At 67.0% G+C, this 15,288-nt stretch carries 13 protein-coding genes; 6 read left to right on the top strand and 7 right to left on the bottom strand.

The window, feature by feature from the left end:
* Positions 1-96: 96 nt before the first annotated feature.
* The 3 genes from UC32_RS03240 to mtrA all read right to left on the bottom strand — a co-directional run bounded on the left by UC32_RS03240 (position 97) and on the right by mtrA (position 4,470).
* Complete coding sequence (locus tag UC32_RS03240) at positions 97-1,812, bottom strand: LpqB family beta-propeller domain-containing protein (RefSeq protein ID WP_045729759.1); 1,716 nt, start codon at positions 1,810-1,812, stop codon at positions 97-99.
* Positions 1,809-3,569: an MtrAB system histidine kinase MtrB gene (gene mtrB, locus UC32_RS03235; RefSeq protein ID WP_235423569.1), complete on the bottom strand. Its 1,761-nt coding sequence runs from the start codon at positions 3,567-3,569 to the stop codon at positions 1,809-1,811. The genes UC32_RS03240 and mtrB overlap by 4 nt, the downstream gene beginning before the upstream one ends.
* Positions 3,570-3,795: 226 nt before the next feature.
* Positions 3,796-4,470: an MtrAB system response regulator MtrA gene (mtrA, locus tag UC32_RS03230; RefSeq protein WP_015937620.1), complete on the bottom strand. Its 675-nt coding sequence runs from the start codon at positions 4,468-4,470 to the stop codon at positions 3,796-3,798.
* A 621-nt stretch (positions 4,471-5,091) separates the two neighbouring features.
* Here mtrA and UC32_RS03225 point away from each other — a divergent pair.
* From UC32_RS03225 to UC32_RS03200, 6 genes are read left to right on the top strand one after another with little or no spacing between them, the layout of a single operon-like run.
* Entirely contained in the window at positions 5,092-6,102 is a 1,011-nt protein-coding gene (locus UC32_RS03225; protein WP_045729758.1) for a DUF7847 domain-containing protein, read from the top strand.
* Entirely contained in the window at positions 6,092-6,739 is a 648-nt protein-coding gene (locus tag UC32_RS03220) for a DUF4129 domain-containing protein (protein WP_045729757.1), read from the top strand. The genes UC32_RS03225 and UC32_RS03220 overlap by 11 nt, the downstream gene beginning before the upstream one ends.
* The gene (locus tag UC32_RS03215; protein ID WP_045729756.1) at positions 6,736-7,926 is read left to right on the top strand and encodes a DUF4350 domain-containing protein; all 1,191 of its coding nucleotides are present in this window, start codon (positions 6,736-6,738) and stop codon (positions 7,924-7,926) included. Before UC32_RS03220 ends, UC32_RS03215 begins: the two co-directional genes overlap by 4 nt.
* Complete coding sequence (locus UC32_RS03210; protein WP_045729755.1) at positions 7,923-8,918, top strand: AAA family ATPase; 996 nt, start codon at positions 7,923-7,925, stop codon at positions 8,916-8,918. The genes UC32_RS03215 and UC32_RS03210 overlap by 4 nt, the downstream gene beginning before the upstream one ends.
* Positions 8,918-10,210, top strand: coding sequence for a DUF58 domain-containing protein (locus UC32_RS03205; RefSeq protein ID WP_045729754.1), 1,293 nt, complete (start codon positions 8,918-8,920; stop codon positions 10,208-10,210). The genes UC32_RS03210 and UC32_RS03205 overlap by 1 nt, the downstream gene beginning before the upstream one ends.
* 31 nt (positions 10,211-10,241) lie before the next feature.
* Positions 10,242-10,973 (top strand): DUF4166 domain-containing protein, encoded by a 732-nt coding sequence (locus UC32_RS03200; protein WP_045729753.1) that lies wholly within the window; start codon positions 10,242-10,244, stop codon positions 10,971-10,973.
* Positions 10,974-10,988: 15 nt separating this feature from the next.
* Here the strand turns inward: UC32_RS03200 and UC32_RS03195 are convergent, their stop codons facing one another.
* From UC32_RS03195 to UC32_RS03180, 4 genes are all read right to left on the bottom strand, one after another.
* Positions 10,989-12,053 carry a uroporphyrinogen decarboxylase/cobalamine-independent methonine synthase family protein gene (locus UC32_RS03195; protein ID WP_235423568.1) on the bottom strand — a complete coding sequence of 355 codons (1,065 nt, stop codon included), beginning with the start codon at positions 12,051-12,053 and terminating at the stop codon, positions 10,989-10,991.
* Positions 12,050-12,457: a chorismate mutase gene (locus tag UC32_RS03190; protein WP_015937628.1), complete on the bottom strand. Its 408-nt coding sequence runs from the start codon at positions 12,455-12,457 to the stop codon at positions 12,050-12,052. Before UC32_RS03190 ends, UC32_RS03195 begins: the two co-directional genes overlap by 4 nt.
* A 92-nt stretch (positions 12,458-12,549) precedes the next feature.
* Positions 12,550-14,265 (bottom strand): ABC transporter ATP-binding protein, encoded by a 1,716-nt coding sequence (locus UC32_RS03185; RefSeq protein WP_200896299.1) that lies wholly within the window; start codon positions 14,263-14,265, stop codon positions 12,550-12,552.
* A complete protein-coding gene (locus UC32_RS03180) occupies positions 14,262-15,287 on the bottom strand; it encodes an ABC transporter permease (protein WP_045729751.1) in 1,026 nt (341 codons plus the stop codon). Before UC32_RS03180 ends, UC32_RS03185 begins: the two co-directional genes overlap by 4 nt.
* Position 15,288: the final 1 nt, after the last annotated feature.

Below are 15,288 nucleotides of genomic sequence, written 5' to 3'. Positions count from 1 at the left end.
ACGATGACCCCGGCCGTCAGCAAAGGAAAGCAGTAACAGTGCCTATGTGGACCCAGCTCGCGCCGCGTCCTCATTGGACGGCTGTATGTGCGGCCCCTACCCCGGGTACGAAGGATCGATGGGGCCCTTGATCTGCGGCGACCAGCCGTTACCAAGCCGCTGGAAGATGCCTTCAGACGATTGCCCGTAGATCTCCTCCGGTCCGTTGCCTGCGCTCAGCGCCACCAGGCCCGGCCAGGGGGCGAGCTGCTGGGGCTGTCCCGAGGTGAGGGAGAGTAGTTCCGGGGTGACGTTGGCCGCCGCCGCGCCCTTCATGACCACAACCGTGGAGTCGTTGACCCAGGCGCCCTGGTCGGGGTTGCTGTCGGTCGCCAGGGTGGTTGGCTGGGTCAGTTCACGGGGTGTCCCGTCGCCGCCGCGGATGATCCCCGCGACCTGGACCCGGGTCTTGCCGTTCTGTTCGGAAATGACCAGCGCCCGGACGCCTTCCCGGGAAACCCGGAATTCCTTGACGGACCGTCCCGCCAGCCAGGCCGGCGCCAGTGTCACCGACGGAACCGATGCCCCTTCTGCAACTCCGGTGGGCCGGAAGGCCACCACTTCCGTGGCCCCATTTCCCCCGGGCCCGGCCGACCAGACCCAGTCGTTGAGGCTGAAGGAGGGCCGGCTCAGGGTGCTCCGCGTAGTCAGGGCACGGGCCGGCTGTCCCGGATTGATGCTGTACAGGGTTGTTCGGCTCTCGTTGAGGAACGCAGCGGTCTGGGACACCGGGGACTCTGCGGGGAACCGTGGGTCGAGGGCGGAGACGGGCTGCATGTCCGGAAGTGGCGAAATCCTGTTGTTTTCGTACCGCACCAGTTCATTGCCGCTGACGGCGATCTGGCGTGAGGGGGCGCTCTTGTCCTGCACCGGTGGGAGGACTGAGCCGTTGTCCTCCACCCTCACCAGGTCCTGGTTGGCCCGCAGCTCGACATTCACGACGTCGGGCTGGCTGCGGAACGTCAGCGTGAGCTGCATCTGCATCCGAAGACGGTCCTCGGGGGATGTCTCCGTGAGCTCCTTGGCCGTCAGGTCCACCTGCGCGGCTCCCGAAACAACGGGGACGGACTCGCGGGCGAGCTTGATTCCCGACGGGAAGGCACTGGCCACGGCGCCGCGAAGGTAGGGGGCCGGCCCCGCCAGCAGCGCGCTCGTCATGGCCTTGACCGTTTTATTCCTGATGAACCAGCGGACGTCGGGGACGGCATAAGTGAACGTGGGGTCGTAGAAGTAGATGGGATAGGCGCCGTAAATCACCTTGAAAGTTTCCTCGGCGATAGCGGTCCCGTCCGGTATTGCCGAGATGCGCCATTCCCCGTCTACCTGGGTAACCGTGACGGGAATCCGTTCCACGGTGCCTTCCGGGGACTGGGTGGTGATGCCGTCGGCGTCGACGGTGTAGGCAACGTCCAGTTCGTAGTTGTAGACGTTTTCCGTCCCGGTGGCCACCACCCGCGCATCCCGGTAGACCAACGCGCGCTGGTCCGGTTTCCATGACACGGACGAGGCCTGCGTGAGGTACTGGCGGGCCACGGCGTAGTCGTCCTCGTAGCCGCTGCCCGCGCGGTAGAAGTAGTCAATGATGGTTTCCGGTGATGCACCGGGCTGGGGTGCAGCCGGGAGGAAGACCGGCGCGTTCAGGTTGCCGGCGCTGCCTTCGCTGCTCTTGCCGACCGGCCCCGAGATGGGTATCCGGGCACAGCCTGCCAGCACCACAACCAGCAGCGCCAGCAGGAAAGCACCGAGCTGTGCCGGACGGCCGCGGCCGGTCATGGGTTCTCCTTCGTTGTCGGCAGCGGCGCCAACCGCGCCGCACCGGTTTCCAGGACCAGGATGTTCCTGGTGTCGGGTTCCCGGGGAACGCTGCCCGGTTCTCCCGTGGTGATGTTGTCTTCGGGTTCGAGCTGGACCGGCGAGTTGCCGATCTCTTCGCCCTGGCGCAGCGGCAGGGTAAGCCGGAAGTTTGCCCCGCTGCCTTTCCTCCCCCAGGCCTGCAGCCAGCCGTTGTGGAGCTTGGTGTCCTCCGCGGCAATGGATAGCCCCAGGCCGCTACCACCGGTGGTCCGGGCGCGGGCAGGGTCAGCCCGCCAGAACCGGTCGAAGACCCGGGCCGCCTCGGCCGGTTCCATGCCGATGCCGTGGTCACGGACAGCGATGCCGACGGCGGTTTCACCGGCTGCCACTGTGACGGTCACCGGCCGGCCCTCGCCGTGTTCGACGGCGTTCAGGATCAGGTTCCGCAGGATCCTGTCGATCCGGCGCGCGTCCATGTCCACAACGATGGCGCCGTCGGGGGCACTCAGGACGATCTCTGAGCCGTACTCCGCAGCTACGGGCGAGGCACCCTCGATGACGTGGGCGATGATCTGGAGGATGTCTTCCGGTTCGGCGTCCAGCACCGCCACACCGGCGTCGAAGCGGGAGATCTCCAGCAGGTCCGAGAGCAGCGACTGGAACCGCTCCACCTGGTTGTAGAGCAACTCGGCAGACCGTTTGTTGATGGGGTCGAAATCGTCACGGGCGTCGTACAGTACTTCGGCCGCCATCCTGACCGTTGTCAAGGGAGTGCGCAGTTCGTGGGAAACATCGGACACGAAGCGCTGCTGCATCTGCGAAAGGGTGGCCAGCTGGGTGATTTGCTCCTGCAGGCTGGCAGCCATGTGGTTGAACGAGGCGCCCAGCCTGGCCACCTCGTCCTCGCCGCGGACCACCATCCGCTCCTGGAGTTGCCCGGCGGCCAGTTTCTCCGACACCATGGCCGCGTGGCTGACCGGGCTCACGACGTTGCGTGTGACGTACCAGGCCACAGCACCAATCAGGAGCACCAGCACAGCGCCGCCGGCCCAGAGGACGCTTTGGATCTCGTCCAGCGTCTGCTGCGCCGTGTTGAGGTCGTAGATCAGGTACAACTCATAGACCGTGCCATTGAACGTGACCTTGTTACCGACGGCGATGCCTGGCCGGTCCTCGGTGCCCACGGGGATCACGGTGGACGCCCAATATTGGTCCTTGCCGGATTCCTGGACCGCCTTGCGGAGCTCAGGGGGAATAACACTGACTGTCAGCTGATCCGATGCCCGGGATTCCACCCAGCGGTTCCGTGGCTTGGTCTGCTCCGGCATGGCTTCGAAGACATACCGCCGCTGGATCACCGAGCCACGGCCCTCTACCGCGTTCAGGGTGTCGTAGACCAGGGTAATGACGCTTGACTGGTCGGTGACCTGGGCGCCGTCGAACGTCTCCTGGACCTGCTTGACGTTGTACCGGGTTTCCGATTCGGCCTGCGTGAGCCGTTCCTGGAAAAGGTTGTTGGCGATCTGGTTCGACAGGTAGGCGCCAACTACGGCGAACGACATGACGGCCAGAAGCAGGGTGGTGAGGACTGTCCTGAACTGCAGGGAACGGCGCCAACGCTTTTGCAGGGCGCGTCCGACGTAACGCAGGGCCGGCAGGAAGCGGAAGATACCGGTCTTTACGAGCCTGGCCACCCTGAGGCTGACGATGACGGCACGGCGCTGCCAGATCCGCACACGGAATGCGAACTGCCTGAATCCGGGGCTAATGGCGTCCGTGTGCTCCGGCGTCTGGTGGTGCTGCGCTGTTTGATGGCGCTGCGGCTCCTGGTGCGGCTGCGGTTCTTGCTGAGCCTGTTGTTGATGTGGCTGCGCCGCCGCACGCCGTTCCGAATCCGATGCTTCTCCGGGGGTCGCCTGGGCGGGGACGCCGGACCGGCGTTCCCCGTCGGAGGAAGCGGGGTCAGGCCCCTGCTTTGTAGCCGACACCACGTACCGTCAATACAACTTCCGGAGCTTCCGGGTCCTGCTCGATCTTGGACCGCAGGCGCTGGACATGGACGTTGACCAGGCGGGTGTCCGCCGCGTGGCGGTACCCCCACACCTGTTCAAGCAGCAGTTCACGGGTGAATACCTGCCACGGCTTGCGGGCAAGGGCCACCAGGAGGTCGAACTCCAGCGGCGTCAGGGAAATCCGTTCGCTCCCCCGGCTTACCGTGTGCCCGGCAACGTCAATGGTGATGTCCGCGATCCGCAGGGTTTCGGGTGCCTTCTGGTCTCCCGGGCGAAGCCTGGCCCGAACACGTGCTACCAGTTCGGCGGGCTTGAACGGTTTTGGCACGTAGTCATCGGCGCCGGATTCAAGGCCACGGACGACGTCGGAGGTGTCCGCCTTGGCCGTGAGCATGACAATGGGCACGTCCGACTCAGCGCGGACCTGCCGGCAGACCTCAATGCCATCCACTCCGGGAAGCATAAGGTCCAGCAGGACCAGGTCCGGCCGTGATGACCGGAAGATGTCAAGCGCCTGGGCGCCGTCCGCACAGAAGACGGGTTCAAAGCCGTCATTGCGAAGGACAATTCCAATCATTTCGGCCAGCGCTTCATCATCATCAACCACCAGAATGCGTGCCTTCATAGTTATATATTCCCTTATCAGGGGGGCTTTGTCCTGTTCAGCGGCTTCGGCATGGCGGAACGCTAGGACCTCCGACGCCGGAACTATAGGCTGGGACCGTGCCGGACCTTCCCGGCGGCCAACGGCTGTCGGGGCCCGGCCGCGGGACAAGAGTGCCGCCGGAATGGGGGAAGGAAGAGCGTGTCAGGACAGGAATCAGGCCGGGAGGAACCGGAGCAGCCCTCCGACAGTTCCCGGGGACCGCGGCCCGGCCAAAGCCAGGACGGCAGCGGCGGGTACCAGCGGGACCGGAGCGATGACGGGTGGATGGCTCCGAACCGGGGAGCCGCCGGCGGGACTTGGGGCGGCACTCCATCGTGGGGTCCCCCCGCGCCATGGTCCCAGCAGCCGGGCGGCAGCCCAGTCCAACCAGGCCAAGCCCAGCCGGGGCCGGGCCAGCCGCCTTATGGCCAGCAGGCACCGTGGAACGGTCCCCCGCCGGCTTACGCGGGCGCCGCCTATCCCCAACAGCCCTACGGAACGCCCTATGGACCGGCCTCCGGGAACCAATTTGGGAATATATACGGACAGCCGCGCTACGTTGCCCCGCCAAAGCCCGGCATCGTTCCTCTGCGGCCACTGATGTTCGGCGAGATCCTTGACGGCTCCTTCCAGGCCATCCGCCGGAACCCAAAGGCCATGCTGGGTGCCGCCCTGCTGGCGCAGTCGCTCTCGGCGATACTGGCCGCCGTCGTCACGGCCGTGTCCGCCACATCTGCCGGGTCCATAGAGGCCTGGGTGGAGGGCGCCAGCCCCGCGGATCTGGCCGGTATGGGATTCGGCTTCGCAGGCGCCATCCTGGTTGTCAGCATTTTGACGCTCGTCATCTCCGCCGTTCTGCAGGGGGCCATGGTGGTTCCTGTCGCCCGGTCGATCCTGAACAGGCCCACAGGGTTCCGCCAGATGTGGGCCCTGGCCAAGTCCAGGGCCGGCGCGCTGATTGGCCTCGCTGCGCTGCTGGTGGCTGCCGTGCTGTTTGCTTTCCTGGTCTTCGGTGGCGTGGCTGTGGCTCTCATCGCCGGAACCGACCGGGCGGCGGGCGCCCTGTTCCTGATTCCCCTTGTCCCTGCCTTCATCGCGGTGTTTGCCTGGATCGCCATCAAGGTCATGGTTGCCCCTGCCGCGGTGGTCATCGAGGAAGTCGGTCCGATCGCCGCCCTGCGCCGGTCCTGGCAGCTGACCCGGGGCAACTGGTGGCGAATTTTCGGAATGACCCTCGTGGTAAGTCTTCTGGTGGGCGTGATCAGCCAGGTAGTGATGATCCCGGTCAGCCTGCTGACCAGTTTCCTCGGCACCGTCGTCTCACCCCACGGCGGATCCGGTCAGGACGCGGGGATGGCGGTGGCCGTGGGGATTGCCACCGCTGTCCTAGGGGCACTGGTGGGCGCGTTGGGTTACGCGTTCCAGACGTCGGTGATGTCGTTGCTGTACATGGACCTCCGGATGAGGAAGGACGGCCTGGACCTTACGCTCCTCCGCCTGCTCGAGACGGGTGCTGACCCCGAGGGCGTCCCTGGCCGGGGTGCGGCGTTCACCGCACCGGGCAACGGCTCCCAAGGGCCGTCCGGAAGTGCATGGCCGGATGTCCGCTGAACCGCCGGTGCTTCCCGACGCCGAACAGGCACGCCGGTGGGCTGCGGAGGAGCTGGCGAAGCCTGAGTACCGTCAGGCAGAGCCGTCCTGGCTGGAAAGCGTGTGGCGCGGCTTCCTTGACTGGCTGGGTACCCTGGACGGGCCGTCGGGACCTGACGGGTCGGTTCCCACCCCGGTCATAGGCATCGTTATCGTCCTGGTCGTAGCCGTGGCCATCGTCCTGGCCCGCCCACGGCTCAACCCGGCCGCCCGGAAGCAGAAGGATGTCTTTGGTGCAGACAACACCCTCACCTCCACGGACTACCGCCAGCGCGCCGCTGAGGCCGCAGCTGCCGGAAAGTGGGGCGACGCCGTCGTAGACCGTTTCCGTGCCCTGGTGCGCTCGGCCGAGGACAGGGCCGTCATCGATCCGCAGCCGGGCCGGACCGCGGATGAGGCCGCACGCGAGCTCTCAGTGCCGTTCAGTGCTGAGGCGCAGCGGCTGGCCCGGGCAGCAGCTGCCTTCGACGCGGTCCGCTACGGCAACAGGCCTGCCGGCGGTGCGGAGTACCAGGACATGGTCCGGCTCGACGACGCCCTGGCGGCAGCCAAACCCGAACTTCCCCTGGACCGGCATCAGCCGGCGGTCCTGCCATGACCGGACCCACCACGGAGGCTGCCCGGGAAGCGGGCCCGGAGCGGACTGCCGTCCGCTCCTTCCGCGTCCGGCTGCGCCGCCACCGGGGACTGGCCGCGCTCGTCGTCCTGGTCGCCGTCGGGCTTGGCCTGGTGATTTGGGCCCAGCTGGCGCCCAAGGGAGACGTCGTCCCCCTGTCCGTGAGCAACGCAGGTCCCGGCGGTGCCCGCGCCATCGCCCAAATCCTTGGCGAGCACGGGGTGCAGGTCCACGACGCCCGCAACTACGACTCAGCCATGGCTGCCCTGGACAGCAGTTCATCCCCCACCCTCCTGCTGTACGACCGGAACGGAGCCTTGGACGCGCAGCGCCTCCGCGACCTCGCGGACTCAAGCGCCCGGGTGGTGGTGGTCTCGCCACGCCTTGAGACGCTCCGCGCCCTGGACGGTGGCATCCGGCAGGCAGGCGTAGTGCCGGACGGCACGCCCGCGCTGGCACCCGGTTGCTCCCTACCGGATGCACGGGCCGCAGGCCAGGTCAGTGGCGGGTCGGGATTCGTGTACGACGGCGGGACCACCTGTTTCCGGCCGTCCGGTTCGGCCGCCGGGGTACTTGCGGCCAGCACTGACGGCAGGCTGGTAGTCCTCGGCAGCACCGCAGTCCTGGGAAACGAACGGCTGGACGAGTTGGGAAATGCCGCCCTCGGGCTGCGGCTGCTGGGCAGTTCGCCTGACCTCGTGTGGTATCTGCCGTCACTTGAGGACATGGACCTCACCGGCTCGCCGCGGACCCTCGACGAATTGGCCCCGGACTGGGTGCGGTTCATAGGACCGTGGCTGGTGGTCGTTGCGCTCGCCGCCATCGCCTGGCGCGGCCGACGGCATGGACCGCTGGTCTTCGAGCCCCTTCCCGTGGTGGTCAAGGCAGTGGAGACTGCCGAGGGCCGGGCCCGGCTCTACCACGACTACCGGGCCATGGATCAGGCAAGGGACAACCTGCGTGCGGGCACGTTATCCCGGCTCGCGGCAACCCTCCGGCTCGGTCCCGGAACCACCGCGGAGGCCATCGTTGATGCCACAGCGAGGCAGTTGGGCAAGCCGGCGTCCACGGTCAGCGACCTTGTTAATGAACATCCCCGCAGCGAGGCCCGCCTGGTGGCCTGGGCCCGGGAACTGCACACCCTGGAGAAAGAGGTCAGAAGACGATGAGTGAACATGGCACCGGCCAGCAGGTCCTTGACCCGATGGAGCACGACTCCGCCCGGCAGGCGCTCCTGGATGTCCGGCATGAAGTGGCCAAAGCCGTCGTGGGGCAGGACGCTACCGTCACCGGCCTGCTGATCGCCCTGCTGTCACACGGCCATGTCCTCCTGGAGGGGGTGCCCGGCGTCGCCAAGACCCTGCTGGTGCGCGCGCTGTCCGCGGCACTGGACCTGGAGACCAAGAGGGTCCAGTTCACCCCCGACCTCATGCCCGGCGACGTGACCGGGTCGCTGGTCTACGATTCCCACACGTCCGAATTCACGTTCCGGGAGGGGCCGGTCTTCACCAACCTGCTGCTGGCCGACGAAATCAACAGGACCCCGCCCAAGACGCAGGCCTCGCTTCTCGAAGCCATGGAAGAACGCCAGGTCTCCGTGGACGGGGAGCCCCGCCAGTTGCCGTCGCCCTTCCTGGTCGCCGCGACGCAGAACCCGGTGGAGTACGAGGGAACCTATCCCCTGCCGGAAGCGCAATTGGACCGGTTCCTGCTCAAGCTCACCATGCCATTGCCGGAGCGCGCCGACGAGATGGAAGTCATCAGGCGCCACGCCGCGGGTTTCGACCCCCGGGACCTGGCAGCAGCGGGTGTGCGTGCCGTGGCCGACGCGCGGGACCTGGAGCGGGCCAGGCAGGCAGTGGCCAGCGTGGACGTGGCCCCCGAGATTATCGGATACATCGTTGACCTCGTGCGGGCTACCCGGACTGCCCCGTCCTTCCTGTTGGGCGTTTCGCCACGCGGGGCGACGGCACTGTTGAACACGTCCCGGGCCTGGGCATGGCTGTCCGGGAGGGCGTTTGTCACTCCTGACGACGTCAAAGCGCTCGCCCTCCCCTGCCTGCGGCACCGCGTCGCCCTGCAACCTGAAGCGCAGATGGACGGGGTGCAGGTGGATGACGTGCTGGGCAGCATCCTGTCGTCGGTCCCCGTCCCGCGCTGATGGCCATTTCCGGGCGCTTCGTCCTGCTGGTGCTGCTGGGACTCGTGCCGGTCCTGCTGCTGCCGGGGTGGAGCTCGTTCTTCGCCGTTGCTGCAGTGCTTGCAGCCGCTGCAGGCGCCGACCTTGCACTGGCCGGATCACCCCGCTTGCTGCAGGTGGTCCGCAGCGGGCCGGTCAATGTTGCCCTCAACGCGCGGGTGCCCGCCGAGCTCACCATCCATAACGGTGGACGGCGCCGCGTGCGCGGAAGCTTCCGTGACGCCTGGCAACCCTCGGCCGGGGCGGCCAACCCGGTCCAACCGGTGGATGTGCCTGCGGGCGAAAGCCGGCGTGCCGCCGTCGTACTCCGGCCCGTCCGGCGCGGGGACCTGAAATCCCCGCATGTCACCTTCCGGTCCTTCGGACCTATGAGGCTTGCCGCCCGGCAGCGGACCATAGCCTCTGCCGGATCGATCAGGGTGCTCCCCCCGTTCAATTCGCGGCGGCACCTGCCCTCGAAGCTGCAGAAGCTCCGCGAGCTCGACGGCAAGGCGGCGGTCCAGATCCGCGGTGCCGGCACCGAGTTTGACTCCCTGCGCGACTACGTCCGGGGCGACGACGTCCGGTCCATCGACTGGCGGGCAACTGCGCGGCGCTCTGCCGTGGTAGTGCGGACCTGGCGCCCCGAGCGGGACCGCCGGGTGGTGATGGTGCTGGACACCTCACGCACCGCGGCCGCAAGGATCGACGACGAGACCCGGTTGGACAGCGGCTTGGAAGCTGCCCTGCTGCTTGGCGTCCTCGCCGAGCGCGGCGGCGACCGGGTGGACTTCCTTGCTTTCGACCGCCGGGCACGGGCGCGGGCGGGCACTGCGGGCAAAGGCAACCTGCTGGGCCGGCTTGTCCAGGCCATGGCACCGCTGGAACCGGAGCTCATCGAGATGGACTGGGCGGCAGTTCCTGCCGAGGTACGGGCGGTAACTGCCCACCGCTCCCTGGTGGTGCTGCTGACCAGCCTCGACGGCGGAGCGCCGGAGGAGGGCCTCATTCCCGCGGCGGCGCAACTGGCCGCACAGCACGTCGTTGTGGTGGCCGCGGTGCGCGACCCCCAACTGGGCGCCATGCTGGCCGAACGCAGCGATGCTGCAGGAGTCTTCAGGGCGGCCGCCGCCGAACGTGCACTCCTCCAGCGTGCCGCCGTCAGCTCTGAACTCCGCCGTTTTGGCGTGGAGGTTGTGGATGCAGAACCGCACCAGCTGCCACCCGGGCTGGCCGACATGTACATCCGGCTCAAGGCTGCCGGTAGATTGTGAATCCAGCGCCACCATCCAGCAGGAGGTCACCATGAATGCACCGATCTATCAGCAGGCCCTGGGCGCGGACTTTGACCGGCTCCAGCCTGAACTCCAGGAGTACTTTTCGCTGGTGCCCGGCTCCGGACGGTACGGCGTGGGTGAGGGAACGTTCGACGTCGTGGGCTGCCGCCAGGCCTGGCTGCGCCCGCTCATGCGGCTTACCAGCAGCGAAGAAGCGTTCTTTCCGGAGTACGGCGAGGACGTTCCGTTCCGGATCGAGAACCACGCGCACCTTGATCCTTTCGGCCGTTCCAGCCTCACGGCACGGAGGGAGATCCGCTTTACCGGCCACACCCGGATGTTCCAGGACACCACCAGCATCAACCAGCGGAACGAAGGCAGGGACCCGCGCGGCAGAAGCCACCTGGTGGACTATGTGGGACGGTATCGGCGGATGGTCACCGACCTGAACCTCAGTGTCACCCCGGAGGGCAGGCTTCGCGGCGTTTCGGAGGCATCCCGTCTGTTCCTCGGTCCTCTGCGCATTCCCCTGCCATCCGCGCTGGACGCCAAGGCCTACGCCGAGCAATGGTGGGATCCAACCGAAGGCCCCGCCGGAAGGCACCGCATCCAAGTCAAGGTCATCCAGCCGCAGATCGGCCTGGTGCTGGTGTACGCCGGCAGCTTCGACTACCGGCTGCGGCCCTACACCGGCGGCAGCTCCGCCCAGAGTTTCCTGCCGCGGTACGCACAGCCGGACCGGTGGGAAAACCGAACCTGAGCGTCCCACCCGGACCTAGCCGAGCGCCTGCTGGTTCAGACCGTCGGCCACCTTGGTCAGCTGGCCCAGGAGTTCCTGTGCCCGCGACGGGGTGACGGCCTCGAAGCCCGATGAGGGAGTAATGCGGACGCTGCTGATGGCGGCGGGAGAAAGGCCGAGCTGGCGCCACGGGCGCCAGACGGCGTCAACGCAGTCAGCGGTCTTCGTCCGTGCAGCGCCGGCCACGTCCAGCGCACCGATCCAGAGCCGCTTTCCCGCTTCAGCGGCGCCCGCCAGCTGTTCCCACTGGCGGGTGGTCAGGGCCTTCAGCGGCACGGCGATACCGTCGGCCCCGGCCGCAAGGATCTGTTCGAAAGGCGCCTCCACCTCGGGTACCGCAATAACAGTTTCGGCAGCGCCGGCAGCGCGTAATGCATCAATGACGAGGCGCCACGACTCCCGGGCTTCGGAACCCGGCACCGCGCGGAGCGTACGGTAACCGCTGGCTGTGGGGATGGTGCCGGCCAGGACCGCAGCGATGTCCGGTTCGTCAAGCTGGACAACCAGCCGGGCTCCGGGCACGGCGGCCGCCACCCTGCCGAGGTAGGCTCCCACGCCTGCAGCCAGGGACGCCGCGAGGTCCCGCCGGGCACCGTAGTCGATCAGGGCGCGCTCACCGTTGTGCAGGTGCAGTCCCGCGGCCAGGCTTATCGGGCCAACCAGTTGGACCTTGATTTCCCGGGCAGGGCTGTCTTCTGCGCCTGCCACATCGGCCAGGATGTTGATATCAGTCGACAACGCCGAGGCTGCGCGGCGGTAATCCCTGCCCGGCCGGTCCACCAGGCGCCAGCCGAAGGGCTGCACATCGACGGCCAGCTCCTCGAGGAAGGACGCGGTCCGCCCCAGCGCGTCGGATCCTACGCCCCGGGCCGGGAGCTCCGGGAGGAACGGCAGGTGCGGGCTGCCGAGTTCGCCGCGGATGATCCGTGCTGCTTCATACGGGTCTTCGCCGGGCCACTGCCCGAGTGCCGTGGCGGTCACTTCCGTGGGCAAAAGCTGCTCCGGCGCCGCAGCGGAAGCGCCAGGGTGTTGGGCGGTCACGCGCGCGTCGGCGCCTGCGCCTGCCGGCCGGTCGCCGCCTGGTGGTCCTCTGCAATGGCTTCGTGGTGCCGGATCACTTCGCCAATGATGAAGTTGAGGAACTTCTCGGCGAACGCAGGATCCAGGTGCGCGTCCTCCGCGAGCCGCCGCAGCCTCGCGATCTGCGCCGCTTCCCTCCCGGGATCGCCCGCAGGCAGGCGGTGGTTGGCTTTGAGGAATCCGACTTTCTGCGTCGCCTTGAACCGCTCGGCCAGCAGGTACACCAGCGTCGCATCGATGTTGTCGATGCTGGAGCGGATTGACAGCAGTTCAGCCATCACCGACTGGTCGACCTGCCCGGCCAACGAACTTGCGGCGGGGTCGAAATCGTCGGAATCGGAAGAATGGAGGTTGTGCTGCGTCATGCATCCAGTCTATGGGCAGGCAGAGTATTGGAACGGCTGTGAAGCGCCGGTGCAGCGTTTGCCGCACCGGCGCTTGACACTGTGGCCGCCCCCTAAAGGCCCAGCAGTGCCCGGCTTTCCTCGCGCCGCCGGGCCTGCTCGTCGGGGTCGGGAACGGGAAGCGACGCGATGAGGCGGCGCGTGTAGTCGTGTTGCGGGCTTCCCATGACCTGGCTGCCGATTCCCTGTTCCACCAGCTTTCCCTTGTACAGCACGCCTACCCATGTGGAAAGGATGTCTACCACCGCGAGGTCGTGGCTGATGAACAGGCAGCCGAACCCGAACTCTTCCTGGATGTCCCGGAACAGCTCCAGGACCTTCGCCTGGACCGAGACGTCGAGGGCCGACGTCGGCTCGTCCGCAATCAGCAGCCGGGGGTTCAGGCTCAGCGCGCGCGCCAGGGACGCCCGCTGCCGCTGCCCGCCGGAGAGTTCATGCGGGTAGCGTCCCGCATACGACGCCGGGAGCTGGACTGATTCGAGCAGCTCGCCGACGCGTTTGCGCGCCTGCGCTTCGCTGGGCCGGGTGTGGATCACCATAGGCTCGGCGATGCATTCCCCGATGGTCAGTTGCGGGTTGAAGGAAGCGGCCGGGTCCTGGAAGACGAAGCCAATGTCCTTGCGGAGCGGCTTGAACGTCCGTTCCCGCAGGTCCAGCATTTCGTAGCCCAGCACTTTGAGGCTGCCGCCGGTGGTCCGGTTCAGCCCGGCGATGGCCCGCCCAATGGTGGTCTTGCCGGAACCGGACTCGCCCACCAGCCCGAACACCTCTCCCCTGGACAGGGTGAAGCTGACGCCGTCCACTGCCTTGAAGGCCGGCGTTCCCAGCCTTCCCGGGTATTCGATGGTGAGGTCCTTCGCCTCCACCAGCACCTCCCCGCCCTGGTGGCGCCGTTCAGTCAGCCCTTCCGAGGCAGAGTTCCGGCCCAGGTGCGGCACCGCGGCCAGGAGCTGGCGGGTGTACTCCTGCCGGGGTTCGGCGAACAGCTTCCGTGCCGGCGCCTCTTCCACAATGTCGCCCCGGTACATCACCACCACCCTGTCTGCCAGGTCTGCCACCACGCCCATGTTGTGGGTGATCAGGACGATGGAGGTGCCGTATTGGCCGCGCAGGTCGCGGAGCAGTTCCAGGATTTCCGCCTGGACGGTGACGTCGAGGGCGGTGGTGGGTTCATCGGCCACGATCAGTCCGGGGTTCAGTGCGAGGGCTGCTGCGATGACCACCCGCTGCTTCTGCCCGCCGGAGAACTGGTGCGGGTAGTAGTTCACCCGGTGTTCAGGATCCGGGATACCCACCTTGCGTAATGCATCGATGGCCCGTTCCTTGGCTTCCTTAGCTGAGACCCGCTTGCCGCCGCCCTGTCCGGAGTGGGCACGGATGCCCTCTGCAATCTGCCACCCGACGGTGAAGACAGGATTCAGCGCCGTGGACGGTTCCTGGAACACCATCGCCACGTCCCGCCCACGGATCTGGCGGAGGCGGGCCGGGCTGAGGCTGATGATGTTGGTGCCGTTGATAAGGACGGCGCCGGAACTGGTGGCCGTTTCCGGAAGCAGGCCGAGGATGGTTTTCGCCGTGACGGTCTTGCCCGAACCCGACTCCCCCACGATTGCCAGGACTTCCCCGGCCTTGAGCTCCAGGCTCACATCCTTGACGGCGTGCACATCGCCGGAGTCGGTGGCGAAGGTGACCTCCAAATGGTCGATGCCCAGGACGGTCTTCGTTCCCGGGGCTCCGTTGCCCGATGGCGTATCCAGGTTTTCGGTCACGGGTTGCTCGATTCTGTGTCAGGTCCCGGGGCCGCGTTGGCGGCGGGAGAAGCGGCCGGAGCCTTGCGGTTTGCCCGCTTACGGCCGCGCAGGCGGGGATCGTTGAGGTCGTTGATGCTTTCACCCACCAGCGTCAGGCCGAGGACCACCCACACAATGGCCAGGCCCGGGAAGACTCCCGTCCACCAGATACCGGAGGTGGTGTCGGCAAGGGCCTTGCTAAGGTCAAAGCCCCATTCGGAGGCCGAGCTGGGTTCGATGCCGAAGCCCAGGAAACCCAGTGCGGCGAGGGTGAGGATCGCCTCGGACGCATTGAGTGTGAAGATCAGTGGCAGTGTCCGCGTGGCGTTCCGGTAGATGTGGCGGGTGATGATGCGCAGGTTCGACGCACCCACCACCTTTGCGGACTCAACGAACGGTTCGGCTTTGAGCCTGATGGTTTCGGCCCTGATGACCCGGAAATACTGCGGGATGAACACCACGGTGATGGATATGGCCGCGGCCATGACGCCACCGAAGAGGCTGGACTGTCCCCCGCTGATCACGATGGCCATGACGATCGCCAGCAGCAGCGAAGGGAAGGCGTAGATGGCGTCCGCTACCACCACCAGGATCCGGTCAAGCCAGCCGCCGATGTAGCCGCTGACGAGGCCTAGGATGACGCCGGCGAAGATGGACAGCACGACGGCGATGATGATGACCAGCAGTGCCGTCTGGGTTCCCCACATCACGCGGGAAAGGACGTCGTAGCCGCCCACGGTGGTGCCCAGCGGATGCTTGCCGCCGGGCGGCTGCTGGGCGGGAAAGTTTCCGTCGCCGTCAGACAGCTGGGCGAACCCGAACGGAGCGATAAAGGGGGCCAGCAGTGCGGTCAGGAGAAACACTGCTGTCAGGACGAGGCCCATGATGAGCATCCCGCGCTGCAGTCCCACGCTTTGGCGCACATGTGACACCACCGGGAGCCGCAGGAAGAAAGAGGACCGCGGATTGGCCACGGGTACCGGAGCTTCAGTTGTGGACATG

The sequence above is a fragment of the Pseudarthrobacter chlorophenolicus genome, from assembly GCF_000962805.1.
GTDB lineage: Bacteria > Actinomycetota > Actinomycetes > Actinomycetales > Micrococcaceae > Arthrobacter > Arthrobacter chlorophenolicus_A.
The sequence above is the reverse complement of the archived record's forward strand: the minus strand, read 5'-3'. Positions and strand labels throughout refer to the sequence as shown.